The following is an 18,334-nucleotide window of genomic DNA, read 5'->3' as shown; positions in this document are numbered from 1 at the left end:
GGAGCGACGAAAAATTCAGCACGGAATCTCTTCCCACCTTAGAAAAGCGAACACATCGCGCTATTCTAACGGGGCGGAAGAGAAAGCCGGGTGCTTGCGTTACCTGGTGAGGCCGGGTGGCTTGGCTGTGGAGGTAGGGGGATGATCGAAGCGTACGAGACGCAGTTTAAAAAGCAACTGGCGGACCTGGATCCCCAGGAAACCGCCGAGTGGATTGAAGCCTTTGATTGGCTTGCCGAAGCCAAGGGCCCACTGCGGGCCGCCTTTATCCTGCGCAAGCTCTTAAAGCGTGCCCGCATGCTGGGTCTTGGCATTGAGCCCATCCAAACCCCGTACATCAACACCATTTCTCCCGAGCAGGAGCCGGAGTTTCCCGGGGACGAAGCCATGGAAAAGCGCATCCGGCGCATCGTGCGCTGGAACGCCATGGCCATGGTTTCCCGGGCCAACAAGCACTACCCGGGCATTGGCGGCCACCTTTCCACGTATGCGTCGGCTGCGGCGCTCTACGAGGTGGGTTTCAACCACTTTTTCCGCGGAAAGAACCACCCGGGTGGCGGTGACCAGGTTTTCATTCAAGGCCATGCCGCCCCTGGGATTTACGCCCGGGCGTTCCTGGAGGGCCGGCTCACCGAGGCAAACCTGGAAGCCTTCCGCCGGGAAACTACCGGTATCGGCCTGTCATCCTACCCGCACCCCCGCCGCATGCCGGATTTTTGGGAGTTCCCCACCGTTTCCATGGGCTTGGGGCCGTTAAACGCCATTTACCAGGCCCGCTTTAACCGCTACCTGCTGCACCGAGGTTTGAAGGACACCTCCCAGCAACGGGTTTGGTGTTTCATGGGCGATGGGGAGGCCGATGAGCCGGAGGCCCTAGGTGCTTTGCACGTAGCCGCCAACGAGGAGCTGGACAACCTCATCTTCGTGGTGAACTGCAACCTGCAGCGCCTGGACGGGCCGGTGCGCGGGAACGGCAAGATCATTCAGGAGCTGGAAGCGGTGTTCCGCGGGTCGGGCTGGAACGTCATCAAGGTCATCCTGGGCCGGGAGTGGGACGAGCTTCTGCGCCGGGACGAGCACGGGCTCTTGTTGCAGCGCCTCAACGAAACCGTGGACGGCTGGTGGCAGCGCTATCACGCCGAAGGCGGCGCCTTTATGCGCCAGCACTTCTTTGGCGCCGATCCTCGTTTGCTGAAGCTGGTGGAACACCTTTCCGACCGCGACATCAAGCACTTGAAGTTCGGTGGCCATGACTACCACAAGCTTTACGCCGCCTACAAGCTGGCCACCGAAACCCACGGGCGACCCACGGCAATTTTGGTGAAAACCGTCAAAGGCTGGACGCTGGGCCAGGAGTTTGAAGGGAAAAACCCCACCCACCAGATGAAGAAGCTCAACGTGGCCCAGCTCAAGGCCTTTCGCGACGTGCTGCATTTGGAGATCCCCGATTCGGCTCTGGAATCCGAGGACCCCCCGTACTTCCACCCCGGCCCCAACTCCCCCGAGGTGCAGTACCTGCTGGAGCGGCGGGCTGCCCTGGGTGGACCGCTTCCTTCTCGCCGGGTGCAGGTACTGGTGCCCGAGCTGCCGGGGGAGGATGCCTTTTCCGAGTTCTTCGCTGGCTCCGAGCGGGAGGTATCCACCACCATGGCGTTTGTGCGCTTGCTGCGGAACCTCCTGCGCCACAAAGAGTTCGGCAGGTACGTGGTGCCGGTGGTGCCGGATGAAGCCCGCACCTTTGGCATGGAGTCGCTGTTTGCCGAGGTGAAGATTTACGCGCCCAAGGGGCAGCTTTACGAGCCGGTGGATCACAACTTGCTTCTGGCCTACCGGGAAGCCAAGAACGGCCAAATCCTGGAGGAGGGCATTACCGAAGCGGGGGCCATGGCCTCCACCACTGCTGCCGGCACCGCCTACGCCACCCACGGTTTGCCCACGGTGCCGTTTTACATCTTTTACTCCATGTTTGGCTTCCAGCGGGTGGGGGACCTCATTTGGGCTTTTGGCGACGCCATGGGGCGGGGCTTCCTGCTGGGCGCCACTGCCGGCCGCACCACCCTGCAGGGGGAAGGCCTCCAGCACTGCGACGGCCACTCCCACGTGCTCTTTTCGGTGATGCCCAACGTCCGTGCCTACGATCCGGCTTTTGCGTACGAAGTGGCGGTAATCATCCGGGAAGGCCTGGAAGCCATGGTGCACCGCCAGGAGGACTGCTTTTACTACCTCACGCTTTACAACGAAAACTACCCCCAGCCGCCCATGCCGGCCGGGGCGGAGGAAGGCATCCGCAAAGGCATGTACCTGTTCCCTTCGGCACCGGAAGGGCTCCCGGTGCGGGTGCAGCTCTTTGGCTCCGGCCCCATCCTGCGGGAGGTGCTAAGGGCGCAAGAGCTCCTGGCCGAAAGGTTTGGCGTGGGGGCCGAGGTGTGGAGCGTCACCAGCTACCAGCAGCTGCGGCAGGAGGCCCTGGAGTGCGAGCGGTGGAACCGTCTCCACCCGGACCAACAGCCCCGCATCCCTTACGTCGCGCAAGCGCTGGAAGGCCACCCCGGCCCTATCGTGGCTGCGACGGATTACATCACAGCGGTGCCGGACATGGTGGCGCGCTTTGTGGGGCGCCCCATGGTGCCCCTGGGCACCGATGGCTACGGGCTTTCCGACACCCGGCAAGCCCTCCGCCGCTACTTCCAGGTGGACGCCGAGCACGTGGCCTACGCCGCCCTCTGGCAGTTGGCTCAGCAGGGCTTGGTGGAGCCCCAACTGCTCACGCAGGCCAGCGCTTCCCTGGGGATTGAGGTTTCGTCCTGAGGGTTGGCCGCGGGGACTAAGGCTTAAGGCCCTGGGAGGGCGCTAGGGGTTCGGTGCCGTGAGGAGCTTCAAGAAAATCGCTTTGCCGTCGCCGGGGGCGTAAAAGTCGGGGAGCTCGGCGGCCAGCTGGTAGCCGCAGGCAAGGTAAAACGCCCGGGTGGGGGCGTACTGGGGGCGGGTGGAGGTTTCCACGTAAACGCGGAAGCGGCCCTGTTCGGCCATCCACGCTTCGATGGCAGCTAGAAGCGCTCGCCCCACCCCGTGGCCTTGGGCGTTTGGGTTCACGGCAATCCAGTAGAGGTCCGCTGAAAAACGGGTGCCGGGGATGGGCCCCCAGCAGGCGTAACCCAAGACTTGGCCAGCTTCTTCGGCCACCAAGAAGCGGTAGTGGCTTTCGGGACCCTGGCTCAGCCGCTCATCCACCAGTTCCAGCGCCACAGCACTTTCTTCCGGGTTGAAAAAGCCGGTGGCCGCAAGCAGCAAGGCGATAGCCTCACGGTCCGCGGGCAAAAGCTCGCGCCTCAGGCGCATACCACTCCCGTGGCCGCCAGGATGCGGGAAACCACCTGAGGCGGGTTCAGGCCAGCCTGGGCGGCAGCTGCCAGAAAGCCCGCCCCCGGGGCCAGGCAGGGGTTGGCGTTGACCTCCAGCACGCAAGGCCTGCCTTCTTCGTTGCACCGCAAATCCACCCGGGCGTACCCGGAAACCCCGCAAGCCAGGGCCGCCTGCAGGGCCAGCTCCCGCGCGGTGGCAACCACAGGATCCTCGGCCGGTGGGAAGACCCGCACAGTGTGGGTGTCGGCAAAGGAGCCCGCTTCCCATTTGGCTTCGTAGCTCACCAGGGGCGGCACATCGGGGGGAAAGTCCACAAACGCTATTTCGGCGACCGGCAACACCTCCAGCGTGTTACCGCCTGCCAAGAGCGACACGTTGAACTCCCGACCTGGCAGGAAGTGCTCCACCAGGATCTCCTGACCGGGAAAGCGCCGGGTCAGCTGCGCCACCCTTTGCTCTAAATCCTTTCTGGTGAAACACACCGGGTTGCCCTCCAAACCCACCGAGGCGTCCTCCCAGGCGGGCTTGACGAGCCACGGGGATGGCACCGAAGCAAGGTCTTGGAACGCCACGCCCCCTGGCGCCACCGGAACGCCAAACTCGGCGAGCCGCTGGCGGGTGGCCACCTTGTTGGTGGTGAGGGCTAAAACGTCACGGCATGAGCCGGTAAAGGGAATGCCTGAAGCTTCTAACGTTTGGGCAAACACCAGGGGGAGCTGAAACTTCCCGGCTTCAGCCTCAAAAAGGTTAAACACCACCTTGCCCCGGAATGGCTCCACCGCCGTGGGATCGGTAACCTCGCGCACCTCGTAGGGAATGGCCAGCTCCTCGAGGGCTTCGGCGACCAACGCTACTTGTTCCAAAACGTCGGCGGTGGCGGGATCGGCACCGGCCGGCACCGGGTTATGGGCAACTACCACCGACGGGTCCACGCGGCCTCCACGATGGCCGAAAGCAGCTCCACGTACTCCACGCCCGCCAGGCGGGCGAGGATGGGCAGGTCCGAGCGGATGGGGTCCAGGCCGGGAAGAGGGTTGGCTTCTAGAAACTGCGGTGTGCCGGTTTCATCGCAGCGGAGGTCCAACCGCGCCGCATCCCGGCAACCCAAAAGGTGATACACCGCCAATGCCAGATCACCGGCCTGGCGGGCGAGCTCCTCATCCTGAAGCAAGCGGTAGCGGACCCTTTCCCGGTATTGTTCCTTGTTCAGCGCGGTGTACGCCTGGGTTTCGGCCCGCTCGGTAAACTCCACCTCCATGACCCCCAGCACCCGGGCTCCGCCCCCGTTGCCAACGATCCCTACGGTGACTTCCCTCCCGGGCAGGAACCGCTCCACCAGCACCGGTTGCTGGAAGCTTGCAAGCAGCTCCCGGCACACCTCCTGGAGCGTGCTGGCGGCCTGCGCCTGGCAGCGGGCGGAAATGCCTTTGGAGCTTCCCTCTGCCACCGGTTTGGCAAAGTAAGGCCCGGGAAAGGGGATTTCCCGCAGGTCTTGCGGGCTTTCTACCACGAAAAACGGGGCGGTGGGCAAGCCCGCGTCGCGCACCACCCGCTTGGCCATGGCTTTGTGCAAGGTGAGGGCGCAGGTGAGGGGATCGGAAAACGTGTACTTTTGCCGGTAAAGCTCGCAAAGCGCCGGCACCTGCGCTTCCCGGGAAAAGCCGGTCAGCCCTTCGGCAATGTTGAAGACCAAGTCGTAGCGCTGCCCTTGGGCAAGAGACCGAGCCAAAGCTTGGCCGTTTCCTACCAAGCTCACTTCATGGCCGCAAGCGTGCAAGCCTGCGGCAATGCCCTCCACGGTGACCCGGGGATCGAACTCCGCCACCTGCTCAGGGGTGAAGCCCTGGGCCAGGTAGTCCTCCTGGCAATCGAAGACGAAGCCGAGATGCAGCGCCTTCATGCTTGCGGTGGGTCTTGGTAGGTAAAGAGCCTTCCCGACCAGTTGCGCAGAACCCAGGTTTCGCCCTCATGGGCCACCACGGATGGCGGTTGCAAGGGAATCTTGCCCCCGCCGCCCGGGGCATCCACCACGTAGGTGGGAACCGCGTAACCGGTGGTAAAGCCGCGCAGCTGGCCCATAATTTCCAGCCCCTTGGCAATGGAGGTGCGCAAGTGCGAGGTTCCCAGCACCGGATCGCACTGGTAGAGGTAGTAAGGCCGCACCCGCAGCTTGAGCAAGCCAGTAAACAGCTCCCGCAAGGTGTTGGCGTCATCGTTGACGCCGGCCAAAAGCACCGTTTGGCTGCCCAAGGGGACGCCGGCATCGGCCAGGGTGTCGCAAGCGGCCGCTACCTCCGGGGTTAGCTCCCGCGGGTGGGAAAAGTGCAAGGAAAGCCAGACCCGGTGCCTGCGGAGAACCGCCGCCAGCTCCGAGGTAATGCGCTGGGGGAGAAAGCCCGGGACCCGGCTGCCCAGGCGCACGAACTCCACCGACGGCACCGAGCGGACGGCGGAAAGCAAAGCGTCCAGCCGATCGTCGGAGAAAAGCAGGGGATCGCCGCCGGAAATCAGCACGTCCCGCACCTCGGGATGGGCGCGGAGGTAATCCAAAATGGCCTCCAGCCGCTTGGGTAAGGCGTTTAAGTCCCCTTGCGCCACCAGGCGCGAGCGGGTGCAGTACCGGCAGTACGCCGCGCAGGCATCCTGGGCCAGCAGCAGCACCCGGTCCGGGTAGCGGTGCACCAATCCCTCCACCACCATGTGCTGGTCTTCCCCGCAGGGGTCCACCAAGTCCCCGGGAGCGGCCACCAGCTCCTCTTCCCGGGGGATCACCTGCTTGCGGATGGGGCAGTTGGGGTCCTCGGAGTCCATGAGCGCCGCAAAGTGGGGGGTAACCGCCACCGCAAAGCGCTGGGAAGCCATGGTCAACCCCACCCGCTCGGCTGGGGTCAAGCTCAAGAGCTTCTCAAACTGGTCCAGCCGGTGGAGGCGGTGGCGCATCTGCCAACGCCAGTCTTGCCAGGAAACCGGATCGTAGGTCTCCCCGAACACCGCACAGATGGCTTCGCGGCTTACAAACTGCTGGGTTGCCGATGGGAACGCCTGTGCCTCAAGCATGAACGTGTTCCTCCCTAGCCTCACTCCAGTCCACGGGGGGAAACTCCAGGTGGAACCGAATGACGGCTTGTAAAGTAAACGGCGAGCTTAGGAAAGCTGTTCGCACCTCACCTGTCCCGAGAAAAAGGCACTGCCGTTGAAAGGAGAGATGAGCAGCTTTCCGAGGCTACTACTTGGAGGCTTTTCGGTAGCCGAGTCTAGCTCCATGGCGCGAAAGGTAAACCTTCTTTTCCAGTTGTCAAGGGGGTCCGGGTCAAAACGCCAGCAAAACCCAAGCTAAGGCGAGGAAAAGCGTGATGAGGCTCACCGGCACCCCCACCCGAGCGTGGTCTCGGGCTGAAATCCCGACCCCCAGTTGCGCCGCTTGCTCCACCACGATGATGTTGGCGATGCTGCCCACCACCAGCAAGTTGCCCGCCAGGGTGGAAGCCAAAGCCAGGATAGGTCCTGCGGCCGGATAGGTGGCAGAAGGCAAGAGCAACATCACCGCAGGAACGTTGGAAACCAGGTTGGAAAGCGCCGCGGCGGAAAGGAAAAGCACTGCCGGTTGCGAGAGATCCAGGCCCCAGCCGGAAAGCTTGCTCAAAGCTGCCGCCATCCACCCCTCCACCGCAAAGGCGTGGTTCACCACAAAAAGCCCCACAAAAAGCGCCAAGAGCTGCCAGTCCACCAGCCCCAGCATCTCCCGGGAGGCCATTCTCCTTGAGGTGAGCAACAGCCCTGCCGCGGTGACCGCCACGATTTCCCGGGGCCAGGGGGTCACGCTAAACGCCAGCACCACCGCGCCTAACACCACGAGCCCCTTAGCCGCTTGCCAGCGGGACAGCTCCCGGGCCGTGATGGCGGGTATGGGCGTGTGGGCGAACCACTGGCCTTTTTGCTGGAGTACCAGCACCAGCCAGCAAGCAGCCAGGCTCAGAATCACCACCGGGAAAGCCAAACCCAGGTAGGACAAAAACCCCAGGTGGAGCTTCTGGGCGATGAGCATGTTTTGAGGGTTGCCCATGAGCGTGGCGGCGGAACCGATGTTGGCGGCACAGGCAAGCCCCAAAAGAAAAGGCACCGGGTCCAAGCCCCGGCGGGCGCACCCTTCCACCAAGATGGGAGCCATGGCCAAGCACACGATGTCGTTCACGAGAAAAGCCGAAAGCACCGCGACGACTACCAACAGCCAGGCCAACAGCACGGGGGGCGCCACCGCCGCTGAAGCCAGCCGCCGGGCAATAAACGTGTAAAACCCGGCCAGGCGAAACTGCGCGGAAACCACCATGAGCCCGGCCAAAAGCGCCAACGTGGGGACATCCACCGCTTGCCACGCCATTTCCGGCGTGACCCGGCCGCTGGCAACCAGGGCAATGGCGCCCAACACCGCCACGCCGGTGCGGTCCAAAGCCAGGCCCGGCAGCTCACCCAGGAACATGCCCAGGTAAACCGCCACAAACACCGCCAAAACCAGCCAGTCCACGCCGCTACTTTACACAAGCCCCTCGCGCAAAAGGAAAAGGGGCGCCGAAGCGCCCCTCTTGGTGTTGTTAAGCAGCTGTTACGCGTGCCTAAACCCCGCGACCAATCCCCTTACCAAATCACCTTTAGGTAGTACGGCGAGGTCGTGGAGTAGGCTCCGCTGTACCCGTAGACCCGGGCGTACACGTAGGCCGTAGCCGTCCCTGTGTTCTTCCAGATTACCTGCTCCCTCACACCGGTTCCGTAAGTGCTGGAGGCCAGGGTGGTTCCCGAGCTGTTGTAAAGGTAAAGCTCGTAGTCCTTGGTGCTGGGGGGCGTCATGAACACCACCAGGGTCTTACCCGCCGGCACGCCGATCTTGAAGTAATCGTTGTCGGTGGAGCTGCCGACGAAGCCCTGGAGGTTGGTGCCGTTGGTGCCGATGGTGTTTGCGGTGGAGAGCGAGCCGTTGGACTCGGTCTCATTCATGTTCACCGGTCCGCCAGGCACGCCAACCGCGTCCCAAGCTTTATGCACATAGGTGGCATAGGTGGAGCCGTAAAGGTCGGTAGCTGCCTGCGCGGTGGCGTTGCGGGCTCCCACGTAGGTGCTGGAGGAGGTCAGATAGACGGTAAGGGCCCGGTAAAAGATCTGCTCGGCCCGGGAAAGCCCAATCGAGGTTACGGCAATGGAGGTCTTGGCCCGGGGATGGCTGCCACCGCTGACCATCAGGTAGAAGGCCAGGTTGGCAACGCCGGAGTTACCGTGCACCCCGCAGTAGTCGTTGCTGGAGGATGGCGTGCAGTTGTAGGCGTAAAGCCGCTCCGGGTAATAGTCTCTTGAATACCCGTCAGCCGTGGGGTTGTTCATGTAACGGAGGGCATCCCCTGCGGTGGCGGGGGTGTAGCAGGCCTCGCCAATCTTCCATGTGTTGGAGCTGATACCGCCCGCACTGTACGCCTCGGTGGCCGCGCCAAAAATGTCGGACATGGCTTCGTTGAGAGCGCCGGAATCGTTCTGGTAGGCAAGCCCGGCCGTGCGGTCGGTGACCGCATGGGTGAGCTCGTGGGCCACCACGTCCAGGGCTTTGGCAAAGGGTCCGAACGTTGTGCCATCACCGTCCCCATAGACCATTTGCGAGCCGTTCCAGAAAGCGTTGTTGTAGTTGCTGCCATAGTGAACCGTGGAAATCAACTGGGCACCGGCGTTGTCGTAGGAGTCGCGGTTGAACTTGGTCTTGTAGTAGTTGTACGTAATGCCCGAGTTGTTGTAGGCGGCCATGGCGGTGGTGTCCGAAGAGGACCCACCTTCCACAAACATCAAGGTGCCGGGCAAGGACGTGCCGTTGTTGGCGGTGTAGATCTTGCGGTACAGGGCACGGTGAAGGAGGCCCTCTGCCCCCAGGAACTCACCGGTATCGCTATCCGCGTAAACCCGATCGAGGTAAGGTTCTCCATCCCTCTCATAGGCCACCGTCGCTTGCCAGGCCAGCCGCAGGCCCTCATCGGTAGGTACATACACCAGCTCGGGGGCCGTCACTACCGTTCCCGAGGCAATTCCCGCCGCCGGGGCGGCCGCTTGCAGGGCGGTTTCTGCTTCCAGGAGAGGTTGCGTCGGTATTTCCGACGCAGGCACGAACTTCCCGTTGATGGCCAAAACCTTTCCGGAGGCTGCCTCCAGGTGCACGATGAGCTCGGCACCTACCACCGGTCGGCCCTGAAACGTCTGCTGGAAGCGCACGTGGATTTGCCCGAGCTCATCTTCCTGGACCCGATTGAAGGCAAACTCTTCCTGGCCCGTGGCAAGAAATACCGCCCGCTTTTCTTCCAGAAAGGCGAGCGAAGCTCCAACCGGATCGCCCCCAGAAACCTGGCCGAGGTTGCCGGCGAGGAAGGTGGGAACGCCCCGTTCGTCGAAGGACGCCAGCGACAGCTCCATGCCCGAGAGGATCCCCTCCTGCTCGTGGCGCGGGGCTTGCTGTACCGCGGCAAAAGCTCCGCTTGCCATCGTCAAAACCAAAAATGCTGTTAGTGCCTTTCGCATAGCCCCCTCCTTTTCCTGGCACCAAGCTAAGGTGGCCCCAGAAAGCCTGTCAAGGCCCTTGCCGCAGTGACAAAAATTGCTCACAAGCTTTCGTACTAGCTCGAAAATGTTTCAATGGGGAGCTGCTCTCGAGCCACCTGCCTGAAAAGTTTTCAGAACGCGCCGGCGGGTGTCCATCCCGGTGAAAGAAAAGGGGGGCGCCGAAGCGCCCCCCGGTTCCAGTGCAGCTTGCGGCTGCTAGAAGTCCAGGCGGATGGCCAGCTGAATGGTGCGCGGCGTGCCGGTGTAGGACTTGGCGCCAAAGGTGGAGCGCGGCGTTTCCCCCGTGCCCCAAATGGTGTTGGTCACCGTGTACTCCTCGCGATCGGTGCAGTTAAAGCACTCGGCAATGGCCGCCAGCTTAAAGCCCTTGATGTCAAAGGTCTTTTGCAGGCGCAGGTCCAAAGACCACGTGTCCGGCTGGCGGAAGCTGTTGCGGGGGAAGTGCTTGCCGCCCACCGTGGGACGGTCAGTCCCGGAGTCCTGGTCACCGTTAAGATCGGCGCCCGCAAAGGCGGTGTAGGGCTGGCCGGTGGCAAAGCGGAACAAACCGGAGAGGGAAATCCCCCACCACGGCGTGTTCCAGGTCCCGTTGGCGGCAATCTTCCACCGCTGGTCGCGGTCGGCCCAGCCCCAGTTCAAATCCAGGTTGTTCTTGTCCTCGGCAAAGAGCCCCGCAAAGTTGCGCTCGTTGGAGTCGTTGTCCTTGTCCTCGGACCAGGTCACCGACAGCATGCCGAAGAAGCGCTCCACAAACCGGCGCTGCAGGAGCAAGCTGATCCCCCAGTACTTGGAACGGGCATCGGAGGTGTACACGGTAACGCGGCCGTAGGCCGGGTTGGGACGGTTGCGGTCGTAGTGGGGCAGGCCGTTGGCGGAGGTGGTGCCATCGTACCGGAGGTTAGCATCGGTAAGCCGCTCCAGGTGCTTGGACTCGGCGTAGGTGATGCTCAAGGAAGCGGCGGTGTTGGCAAAGAGCTCCCGCTCAAACTCCAGGGTGACGCGGTCCGTGTAGGGGTTGCGGAAGTTGGGGTCCACCGTAAACACCCCCACGCCGCGGGGGATGGGAATGGAGGAGAAGTCCACCCGCTCGACGCCGTGAGGATCCCAGGCGGAGCCCCAGCCGGGAGCCAGCGGGTCGGTGGGTGGCCCAATGACGTTGCCGCGGTTGTCCCGCTGGGCGAAGATCAGGTACTGGGTGCCCTTCAAGCCGTTGGAGGTGTTGGTTTGCGCCCAAAGCAGGGCCGGTGTACGGCTCCAGAAGCGGCCGGCCGAAAAGCGCACCGCGGTTTTGGGAGCCGGGGCCCAGGAAACACCGATGCGGGGCGACCACTGGTTATCCTCATCGGGGATCTTGCCGTTGAGCTTGTAGGTGCCGTCGGGATTTTGCTCCCGCAGGTTCAGGATCGGGAAGTCGGGGTTATCCAGCCGTTCCCACCGCAATCCCAAGGTGAGCGTGAGCTGGGGGGAAATGAACCATTGGTCTTGCAGGAACGCCGCGTACTCCTTTTGCCCAAAGTTGGAGCGACCGGCCTCATCGGCGGTCAAGCCCTGCAGACCGCCGAACTGCCGGTATTCGGACCACTTGCCGGCCAAAAAGTCGGCCTTGTTGTTGAAGATGAAGACCCCCCGCCAGTTGCCCTTGAAGATCTGGTCAATGGAGGTGTCGTTGTACTCAAAACCGCCCTTGAACACGTGGTCCTGCCACATGTAAGTGACGGTGTCAAAGATGGTGGTGCGGTCGGCGGTGGAGGTAATGGGCAGGAAGCTCACCTCCCCGTAGTTGCCGATGCCCCGCACCTGAATGTCCGGCAAGCCCAGCCCCTTATCCCGCCGGGGCGTGTCCTCCAAAACGTACTGGAAGTTGAAGTCGTTGAGCAGGTTATCGGACCAGGTACCGGAATAGGAGGCCACGTAGGAACGGGAGAACATCCCCTCGATGCCGTTGTAGGACTCGGTACGGGTGGGGCTGGTGGAGGTACCGTTGATCCCCTCGTAGTCCCCGTAGTTCATGCGGGCCATGAAGCGGTGCTGGGGGCTTGCAAAGAAGTCAAAGCGGGTAAAAAGCACCCGCCCGTCGCGGGTTTGCACGTACTGCGGCGGGGAGGCCAGCACCGGGTACTTCGCAAAGATGTCGGCGTCCAGCACCCGGGGGTCAATGGGGATCGTCAAGCTCTGGTCTTGCTGGTCGTAAGAGGTGAAGAAGAAGAGCTTGTCCTTCATAAAGGCGCCGCCGAAGGAGCCGCCGAACTGCTTCTTCTCCTGGTCCAGCTTTTCGCCCACCGGCGGATCGGAGGCGAGATCCTGGGGCTGCCAGTAGTAAAAAGCGGAACCGTGGTAGTCGTTGGTGCCGCTCTTGGTAATCACGTTGACGAAACCGCCGCCCGAGCGGCCAAACTCGGCGGAAGCACCGTTGGTGATCACCGCAAACTCCTTAATGGACTCCTGGGAAATGGCCAGGGGTGCCCGTCCTTCGGCAGTGCCGTACTGGCCACCGAAGAAGGCGTTGTTGTAGTCCACGCCGTCCACTGTGACGTTGGTGTTAATCCCCCGCTGCCCGGAAATGGAGATGTAGCCCCGCTGGGATTCCCGGCGGGTCTCCGGGGTGAGGTACACCAGGGAGGTGAAGTCCCGGCCGTTGAGGGGCAAGCTCTTGATTTGCTCGTTGAGGATCGTGGCCCCCACCGTGGTGTTGGTGACCTCCACCAGCGGCGTTTCGGCGGTGACAGTCACGGTTTCAGCGGTGGTGGCGGCCGGCAGCGTGAAGTCCACCGTGGGCGCCGAGCCCAGAACCAGCCTCACATCGCTTTTCTCCAGGGTGGCAAAACCCGAGAGGCTGGCTGTGAGGGTATACACCCCGGGCGGCAGGTTCAAAAGCCGGTAAAACCCGTTAGTATCAGCCACCGCCCGCGCCATCAGGCCGGTTTCCTGGTTTTTGGCTTCCACCAAAGCCCCCGGCAGCGGCTGACCCTGCTCGTCCTTGACCGTACCGGTGATGCGCGCCATGGTGACATCGGTTTGCGCCCAGGCGGCAGCTGCAGAAAAGAGCAGCAGCGCCAAGGCCACGCTTCGTAACAACAGTGCCCTTCCTCGCATAGACCTCCTCCTTTCATCCCCCAAACATCGAGGGGCATCTTACACTCTAAACCTAAGCCATGACCTTGAAAACCCCGTGAAGCCCTGGACAGGCAAACCTCCAGCTGGCAACCTGGAACCGTGAGCGTGGTGGTGTTTTCAAGCCCTGAGCTTTTGATCCTCAACAAACCGCCGGGCCTCAGCTTGGCCACCCGACGAAGCGCCCCCGGCGACGTGGAGGAGCGCCTCCGCAAGCTCTTGGCCTCCGAAGCCTTGGCTTTGGGTCCAGGTCCTTTGTTTTTGGTGCACCGATTGGATGTGGGCACCACAGGACTGGTGCTGGTGGCCCGCAATGCTGCCACGTTACGGCTTTTGTCCCAGGCCCTGTCACAGGGTGAAATCCACCGCAGCTACCTGGCATTAGTCTGGGGAAAACCCCGACCGCAAGAAGGGGTGTGGGAGTCCGGGCTTTCGCCGGATCCCAGGGATCGCCGCAAAATGCGGGTGGACCCGGCAGGCAAAAAAGCCGTGACCGCTTACCGCCGCGTGGCCCATGTTCCCCCTGTGAGCTTGCTTTTATTGCAACCTCGCACTGGCCGCACCCATCAAATTCGCGTGCACCTCTCGGCCGCCGGTCACCCCATCGTGGGCGATGACCTTTACGGAGGACCCAGACACCGTGGCGTCAAGGACCCCGAGCTCCGCCGTCTTTTGGCACCTTCCCATCCGCTGCTCCACGCCTGGCGGTTGCAGCTGCCGGAGGGTATGACCCCCTCGGTGGTCACCGCACCCTTGCCAGAGGAGTTTCGCGCGGTGCTGGAAGCTTTGGGGCTTTCTCAGGTGGTGGAAGAGCTGGCGGCTTGGGCCGAGGAGAGCGCCTCCGCAAGCTCGGCGGCAAAGGCCTCCCATGAGAGACCGTAAGTAGCTGCCACCATCGCCAGCGTGTCGAAGCGGCTCAAATCGCACCCCACGCAGGCCATGGCATGCCTGGTAAAAACGCTCGCCGCCTGGGGGTAGAGGGCCAGGAGCTCAGCCACCGTCCAGCGCCGGTCCACGAGGCATTCACCCATAAGTCCAGGCTAATCCGTCGCCCCGTTTCTTCTTTGCGCTGCCGCAAAAACCCCGTTTGCCCGGAAGGCTCCTTGCGGGCTGGCAAGCAGACCCTGCAACCTTGACAACGGCCAGGCTTTTGCGCTACAAAGCCTTGCTCCCGCGAGGGAGCTGGTCCGCAGTAGCTCAACGGTAGAGCGTCCGGCTGTTAACCGGAGGGTTGGGGGTTCGAGTCCCTCCTGCGGAGCCATTTCCTTTTAGTGGTTTCTCCTCAGCTGTTGGGATCCTCCTCCCCCCTCGCCAGTAAGGCCGGGATGGGTGGCGCGTGGGCTAAGCAGAAACGGCTCCACTGCCCCGCGCCAAGGCCTTCCTACCGTAAGGCCACCAGGCGCCTTTCTTGAAGTCCCTTGCGTCTCCAGGAGGGTTTCATCCGCTGGCCTGTGAAAAGCTCGCGCTGCGGAGGACTTTCTCCGGCCCGAGGGTAACGGCTGCGCTACCGGAGGAGCTTCCGCAGCCAGCTCCCGGAGGCCCGAAGCAGGCATCAAGAACGAAGCCGTCGGTCGCGCTCGCGCAGGTGGGACGCTGATTTTTTAGCCCCCCCGAGATCGTTGAGACTGGTCTCAGAATGATATACAAGGCTCTTGCATTTCTCGTCAAAACGTGGAGAGTACGCTTCGTCTCCGCAAACCAGCTTTCCTGCAATTGGCCTGGTGCGCCCAGGGGCGGTGCGCATCGTCCGGTCGGTGACAGGTTGACAATGTGGCAGTGAGGTGTTACATTACAGGTGTCGCATTCGTGGGGGGTGACCGGTGCTGGGCGCGAGTTTGGAAAGAGCTGGTCTTCAGGCGGTTCACGGTTGGGTTCGCCCACCACGAGGCCGTGGGAGGGCTTGTGCTGGTTTTGGCTGCCCTGCCGACAGGGGACAGAGGAGCAAAAGCACACGACCTCGGGCTTTTCCCGGCGATGGGGCAGAAGGAGTGATTGTGCCGTGAGCAGGAAGCGTTACGCCATTGGGGAGCTGGCGGCGGCGGCGGGGGTTTCCCGGCGAACCGTGCGCTACTACGTTCAGCAGGGCCTCCTGCCCGCACCGCTGGGGCGGGGGCGGGGCGAGCACTACGACGACTCCCATTTGGCCACCCTTTTGCGGATCAAGGCTTTGCAGGAGCAGGGGCTGACTTTGGAAGAAATCAAGCGGCGCTTTGGTGGCAACGAGGGGCTAGGTGCGCCACAGGTTTCGGATATGGCGGTGCGCTTGCGAAAGCCTGCCCCTGGGGAACGCTGGCTGCGGCAAACCGTCATGCCCGGTTACGAGCTTCACGTCCAGGAGGGGTTTGCGGCGCTGGACGAAGGGCAGCTGCGACGTCTGGCGCTGACCTTGCAGGAGCTTTTGCAGGATGAAAACCGTTAAGGAGGTGAAATATGGCTCCAGAAAAGAACCAATGCGACGGATAAGTACAAGAGTTCATTAAAAGTAGGTGAACAACATAACCTTTTGATCCCGGCAACGTGCATTTGCAAAGCAGGCTGCTTTTAAAAACCAAATGTAAGGCAAATAAACAAAACAAACAAGAAAGGAGATTCAATCATGAGCGTTGCAACCAAAGAAACGGCCAGCGGCATTTTCGTGGCGTCCAGCCAAAAGCCGCTGCCTTTGATGGGTGTCAAGGTGTTGGCCGAAATTCGGGGCTTTTCCAGCCAGGTCACGCTTCAGCAGCGCTTTCGCAACGCCGAAGACGTGCCCATCGAAGCCGTGTACGTTTTTCCACTCCCGGAGGCTTCGGCCCTTTTTGCGCTAACCGTGGAAACCAACGGGCGGCGGATTACTGGCCAGGTCCAGGAGAGGGAGCAAGCGTTTGCCACCTACGACGACGCCATCCGCGGCGGTCATGGGGCAGTGCTGGTGGATCGGGAGAGGCCCAACGTGTTCACCGTTTCCGTGGGCAACGTGCTGCCCGGGCAGGAAGTGACGGTGGAACTGCGGTGGGTGGCGGAGCTGGAGCGCAGCGGGGAGGCGGTGCGATTTGTGCTTCCTACCACCGTAGCCCCCAGGTATGCGCCGCTGGAGGACCGGCTGGGGGTGAGCCCAACCCCTGCGGAACAGGTGAACCCGCCGATTAGCCTGGATGTGCCTTACGGGCTTGAGTTCACCGCCTGGGTAAGCCACCCCCACGGCGTGCGCGAAATTGCGTGCCCCTCCCACCAGGTGCGGGTAAAGCCGGAAGACGGCGGCTTCAGGGTACAGCTCACCAGCCCAGTGGTGGCCATGGACCGGGACCTGGTGCTGCTGGTGACCCCACAGAAGCTTTGGGAGCCCTTTACCCGGGTGGCGAAAGGAGCCGACGGCGACCGCTTTGTGGCTGCGACCTTTGTGCCTCCCGTAAGCGATCTGGCCAAAAAAGAGCCGCGGGAGTTCCTCTTTTTGGTGGACTGCTCCGGGTCCATGGAGGGTCATTCCCTGGAACACGCCAAGCAAGCCTTGCTCGCAGCCCTGGACGAACTGACCGAGGCGGATACGTTCGACATTTTGGTGTTTGGCAGCACCGTGGGCAGTTTGCTGGGGGCTTCTCGTCCGGCGGATGAGCTGTGGCGCGCCAAGGCCCGGGAAGCCGTGCGCGCTCTGGAAGCCAATCTGGGGGGAACGGAGCTGCTACCGGCTTTGGAGTTCCTCCTCAACCGGCCGCTGGACCCCACCCGCCAGCGGGTGGCCATCGTGCTCACCGATGGTGAAATCAGCAACGAGCAGGCCATCCTCGAGCTTCTCCGTAGCAAACGGGAGCGTGAAACCCGGGTGTTCATGGTGGGTGTGGGCTACGGACCCAACGAGTTCCTTATCCGCTCCCTGGCCCGGGTCGGCCTTGGCGCCGCTGAGCTGGTTCACCCCAACGAACCCATTAGCCCGGCCATCATGCGCCACCTCCAGCGGGCTCGCCAGCCGCTGTGGACCGACCTGGAGGTTTGCTGGCAGGGTTCGGATCCGGAATGGCAAGCGCCGGAAGAGCTCGCGATCTTTGCCGGCGAACCCATCACGGTGTACGGTTGCTTCCGCGATGGCTTGCCCAGCTCGGTAGAGCTCCGCGCTACCTGTAACGGCGAGGCGGTTACCTGGGCCCTGCCGGTGGTGGCGGGGGAAGCTGGGGAGGACCCCAGCCTGGCTATCCTGGCTGCGCGGGCAGCGGTGCGAACCTGGGAGGAACAGCTGAGCGCCCCGCGTTTTGGGGGTTCCAACCGCCACGATCGCCGTCAGGAGGCCCTGCGGGAGCGGATCCTGCGCCTGGCGCTGCGCTATAACCTGGCCTCTTCCCTTACTTCCTTCGTGGGGGTGGAAGAGCGGCAAGAAAAGAGCAACGAGCGGGCTCCAGAGCTTCGCCGAGTCCCCACCATGCTCACCTACGGATGGGGTGGGATTACCGTGGCGTCAACCATCCAGGCGCCGGCGTCCACCGCAGCGGTGGGCATCGGCCACGAGCTCTTGTTACGAAAGCACGACTTCGATAATCTCCGATTTTGCAAACCCAGCGAGGAAGATTTGCGGCGCTACGAGGACGACCTAGGGTTAGTCAATAGCGAACCGCAGGATCCTCCCTTTGCCATTTCCCAGGAGCTCCTGGAGTGGCTGGAAACGCACAATTTTTCCGTGGACCGCTTACCTGCAGCCATGGCTCAAAAACCCCAATTGCTCCGCGCCACGATCGCCGCTGTGGAACCGCTGGTTACCGTTTGGGTCTTGGAAATCTGGATAACTGACGGTCTCAGTCGTTTGGTCTGTGCCGCACGAAAATTAAGTAAAGCTCTTCTCCTCGCGCCGGCGCTTGCCAGGCTTTTAGCTGCCGTCCTTCTCCTTGAGGCCCTGGAACGGGTGGGAAAGGAGTCTCCTCAGATAGCACCGGCGTTTGCCGAAGATATTCGAAAGCTGAAAGAAAAGCTCCGCGTTTTCCAGAGGGAAATAAAGAAGCACCTCAGGAGGTACGGTGCCCGCTTCGACGACGAGCTTGCTACCGTGCGCAAAGTCCTTGAGGCGGAACACATTTCACCGTTCGAGGTGATCAGGTGGCACCCGATCCCGTTGGACAGTGGTCCTGCGAAGGTCTACTGATGAAATTGGTGTTCGGACAGGGATCTTTAAACTTGGGTAATTTTGTGGACAAACGCGAGACGAGAGCTTCGCTTTCCGATTCGTAGAGATGCGTCTGTGGCAGAGTTAGGAGCGAGGCTTCTCCAGCTAAAACGCCCAGAGAGAAGCCGTCTGTGGAGAGTTGCCGCAATG

General features: G+C 62.4%; 12 protein-coding genes and 1 tRNA gene. 5 read left to right on the top strand and 8 right to left on the bottom strand.

Going from position 1 to position 18,334, the window contains the following annotated elements; translation table 11 throughout:
- Positions 1-141: 141 nt before the first annotated feature.
- Positions 142-2,808 (top strand): pyruvate dehydrogenase (acetyl-transferring), homodimeric type, encoded by a 2,667-nt coding sequence (gene aceE / locus EG19_RS05210; RefSeq protein ID WP_038048243.1) that lies wholly within the window; start codon positions 142-144, stop codon positions 2,806-2,808.
- 42 nt (positions 2,809-2,850) lie between these two features.
- On the opposite strand, the gene EG19_RS05205 is transcribed toward aceE, so the two are convergent.
- The 7 genes from EG19_RS05205 to EG19_RS05175 all read right to left on the bottom strand — a co-directional run bounded on the left by EG19_RS05205 (position 2,851) and on the right by EG19_RS05175 (position 13,041).
- Positions 2,851-3,339, bottom strand: coding sequence for a GNAT family N-acetyltransferase (locus EG19_RS05205; protein ID WP_038048241.1), 489 nt, complete (start codon positions 3,337-3,339; stop codon positions 2,851-2,853).
- A complete protein-coding gene (locus EG19_RS05200; protein ID WP_038048239.1) occupies positions 3,330-4,295 on the bottom strand; it encodes a D-alanine--D-alanine ligase family protein in 966 nt (321 codons plus the stop codon). Before EG19_RS05200 ends, EG19_RS05205 begins: the two co-directional genes overlap by 10 nt.
- Entirely contained in the window at positions 4,277-5,263 is a 987-nt protein-coding gene (locus tag EG19_RS05195) for a D-alanine--D-alanine ligase family protein (protein WP_038048238.1), read from the bottom strand. Before EG19_RS05195 ends, EG19_RS05200 begins: the two co-directional genes overlap by 19 nt.
- Positions 5,260-6,420, bottom strand: coding sequence for a KamA family radical SAM protein (locus EG19_RS05190; RefSeq protein WP_053334927.1), 1,161 nt, complete (start codon positions 6,418-6,420; stop codon positions 5,260-5,262). The genes EG19_RS05195 and EG19_RS05190 overlap by 4 nt, the downstream gene beginning before the upstream one ends.
- A 253-nt stretch (positions 6,421-6,673) precedes the next feature.
- Entirely contained in the window at positions 6,674-7,885 is a 1,212-nt protein-coding gene (locus tag EG19_RS05185; protein WP_038048237.1) for an anion transporter, read from the bottom strand.
- Between the two features lie 110 nt (positions 7,886-7,995).
- The gene (locus EG19_RS05180) at positions 7,996-9,906 is read right to left on the bottom strand and encodes a M4 family metallopeptidase (protein ID WP_053334926.1); all 1,911 of its coding nucleotides are present in this window, start codon (positions 9,904-9,906) and stop codon (positions 7,996-7,998) included.
- A gap of 237 nt (positions 9,907-10,143) precedes the next feature.
- Entirely contained in the window at positions 10,144-13,041 is a 2,898-nt protein-coding gene (locus EG19_RS05175; protein WP_081799938.1) for a TonB-dependent receptor, read from the bottom strand.
- A 120-nt stretch (positions 13,042-13,161) separates the two neighbouring features.
- Here EG19_RS05175 and EG19_RS05170 point away from each other — a divergent pair, with 120 nt between their 5' ends.
- Positions 13,162-13,941 carry an RluA family pseudouridine synthase gene (locus EG19_RS05170; RefSeq protein WP_053334925.1) on the top strand — a complete coding sequence of 260 codons (780 nt, stop codon included), beginning with the start codon at positions 13,162-13,164 and terminating at the stop codon, positions 13,939-13,941.
- Here the strand turns inward: EG19_RS05170 and EG19_RS13075 are convergent.
- Entirely contained in the window at positions 13,857-14,090 is a 234-nt protein-coding gene (locus tag EG19_RS13075) for a DUF1858 domain-containing protein (protein WP_081799936.1), read from the bottom strand. The genes EG19_RS05170 and EG19_RS13075 overlap by 85 nt on opposite strands.
- 155 nt (positions 14,091-14,245) lie before the next feature.
- Between EG19_RS13075 and EG19_RS05165 the strand changes: the two genes are divergently transcribed.
- From EG19_RS05165 to EG19_RS05150, 3 genes are all read left to right on the top strand, one after another.
- A tRNA-Asn gene (locus EG19_RS05165) sits at positions 14,246-14,320 on the top strand.
- Positions 14,321-15,058: 738 nt separating this feature from the next.
- The gene (locus EG19_RS05155; protein ID WP_038048234.1) at positions 15,059-15,478 is read left to right on the top strand and encodes a MerR family transcriptional regulator; all 420 of its coding nucleotides are present in this window, start codon (positions 15,059-15,061) and stop codon (positions 15,476-15,478) included.
- Between the two features lie 177 nt (positions 15,479-15,655).
- A complete protein-coding gene (locus EG19_RS05150) occupies positions 15,656-18,163 on the top strand; it encodes a VIT domain-containing protein (protein ID WP_038048232.1) in 2,508 nt (835 codons plus the stop codon).
- Positions 18,164-18,334 lie beyond the last annotated feature (171 nt).

It is taken from the genome of Thermoanaerobaculum aquaticum, assembly GCF_000687145.1.
GTDB classification, from domain to species: Bacteria; Acidobacteriota; Thermoanaerobaculia; order Thermoanaerobaculales; family Thermoanaerobaculaceae; genus Thermoanaerobaculum; species Thermoanaerobaculum aquaticum.
The sequence above is the reverse complement of the archived record's forward strand: the minus strand, read 5'-3'. Positions and strand labels throughout refer to the sequence as shown.

Bases quoted from the DNA above. Each gene is read 5' to 3' on its own strand.
- EG19_RS05180 (WP_053334926.1), bottom strand. From the start codon at position 9,906: ATGCGAAAGGCACTAACAGCATTTTTGGTTTTGACGATGGCAAGCGGA.
- EG19_RS05190 (WP_053334927.1), bottom strand. From the start codon at position 6,420: ATGCTTGAGGCACAGGCGTTCCCATCGGCAACCCAGCAGTTTGTAAGC.
- EG19_RS05195 (WP_038048238.1), bottom strand. From the start codon at position 5,263: ATGAAGGCGCTGCATCTCGGCTTCGTCTTCGATTGCCAGGAGGACTAC.
- EG19_RS05175 (WP_081799938.1), bottom strand. From the start codon at position 13,041: ATGCGAGGAAGGGCACTGTTGTTACGAAGCGTGGCCTTGGCGCTGCTG.
- EG19_RS05150 (WP_038048232.1), top strand. From the start codon at position 15,656: ATGAGCGTTGCAACCAAAGAAACGGCCAGCGGCATTTTCGTGGCGTCC.
- EG19_RS05205 (WP_038048241.1), bottom strand. From the start codon at position 3,339: ATGCGCCTGAGGCGCGAGCTTTTGCCCGCGGACCGTGAGGCTATCGCC.
- EG19_RS13075 (WP_081799936.1), bottom strand. From the start codon at position 14,090: ATGGGTGAATGCCTCGTGGACCGGCGCTGGACGGTGGCTGAGCTCCTG.
- aceE (WP_038048243.1), top strand. From the start codon at position 142: ATGATCGAAGCGTACGAGACGCAGTTTAAAAAGCAACTGGCGGACCTG.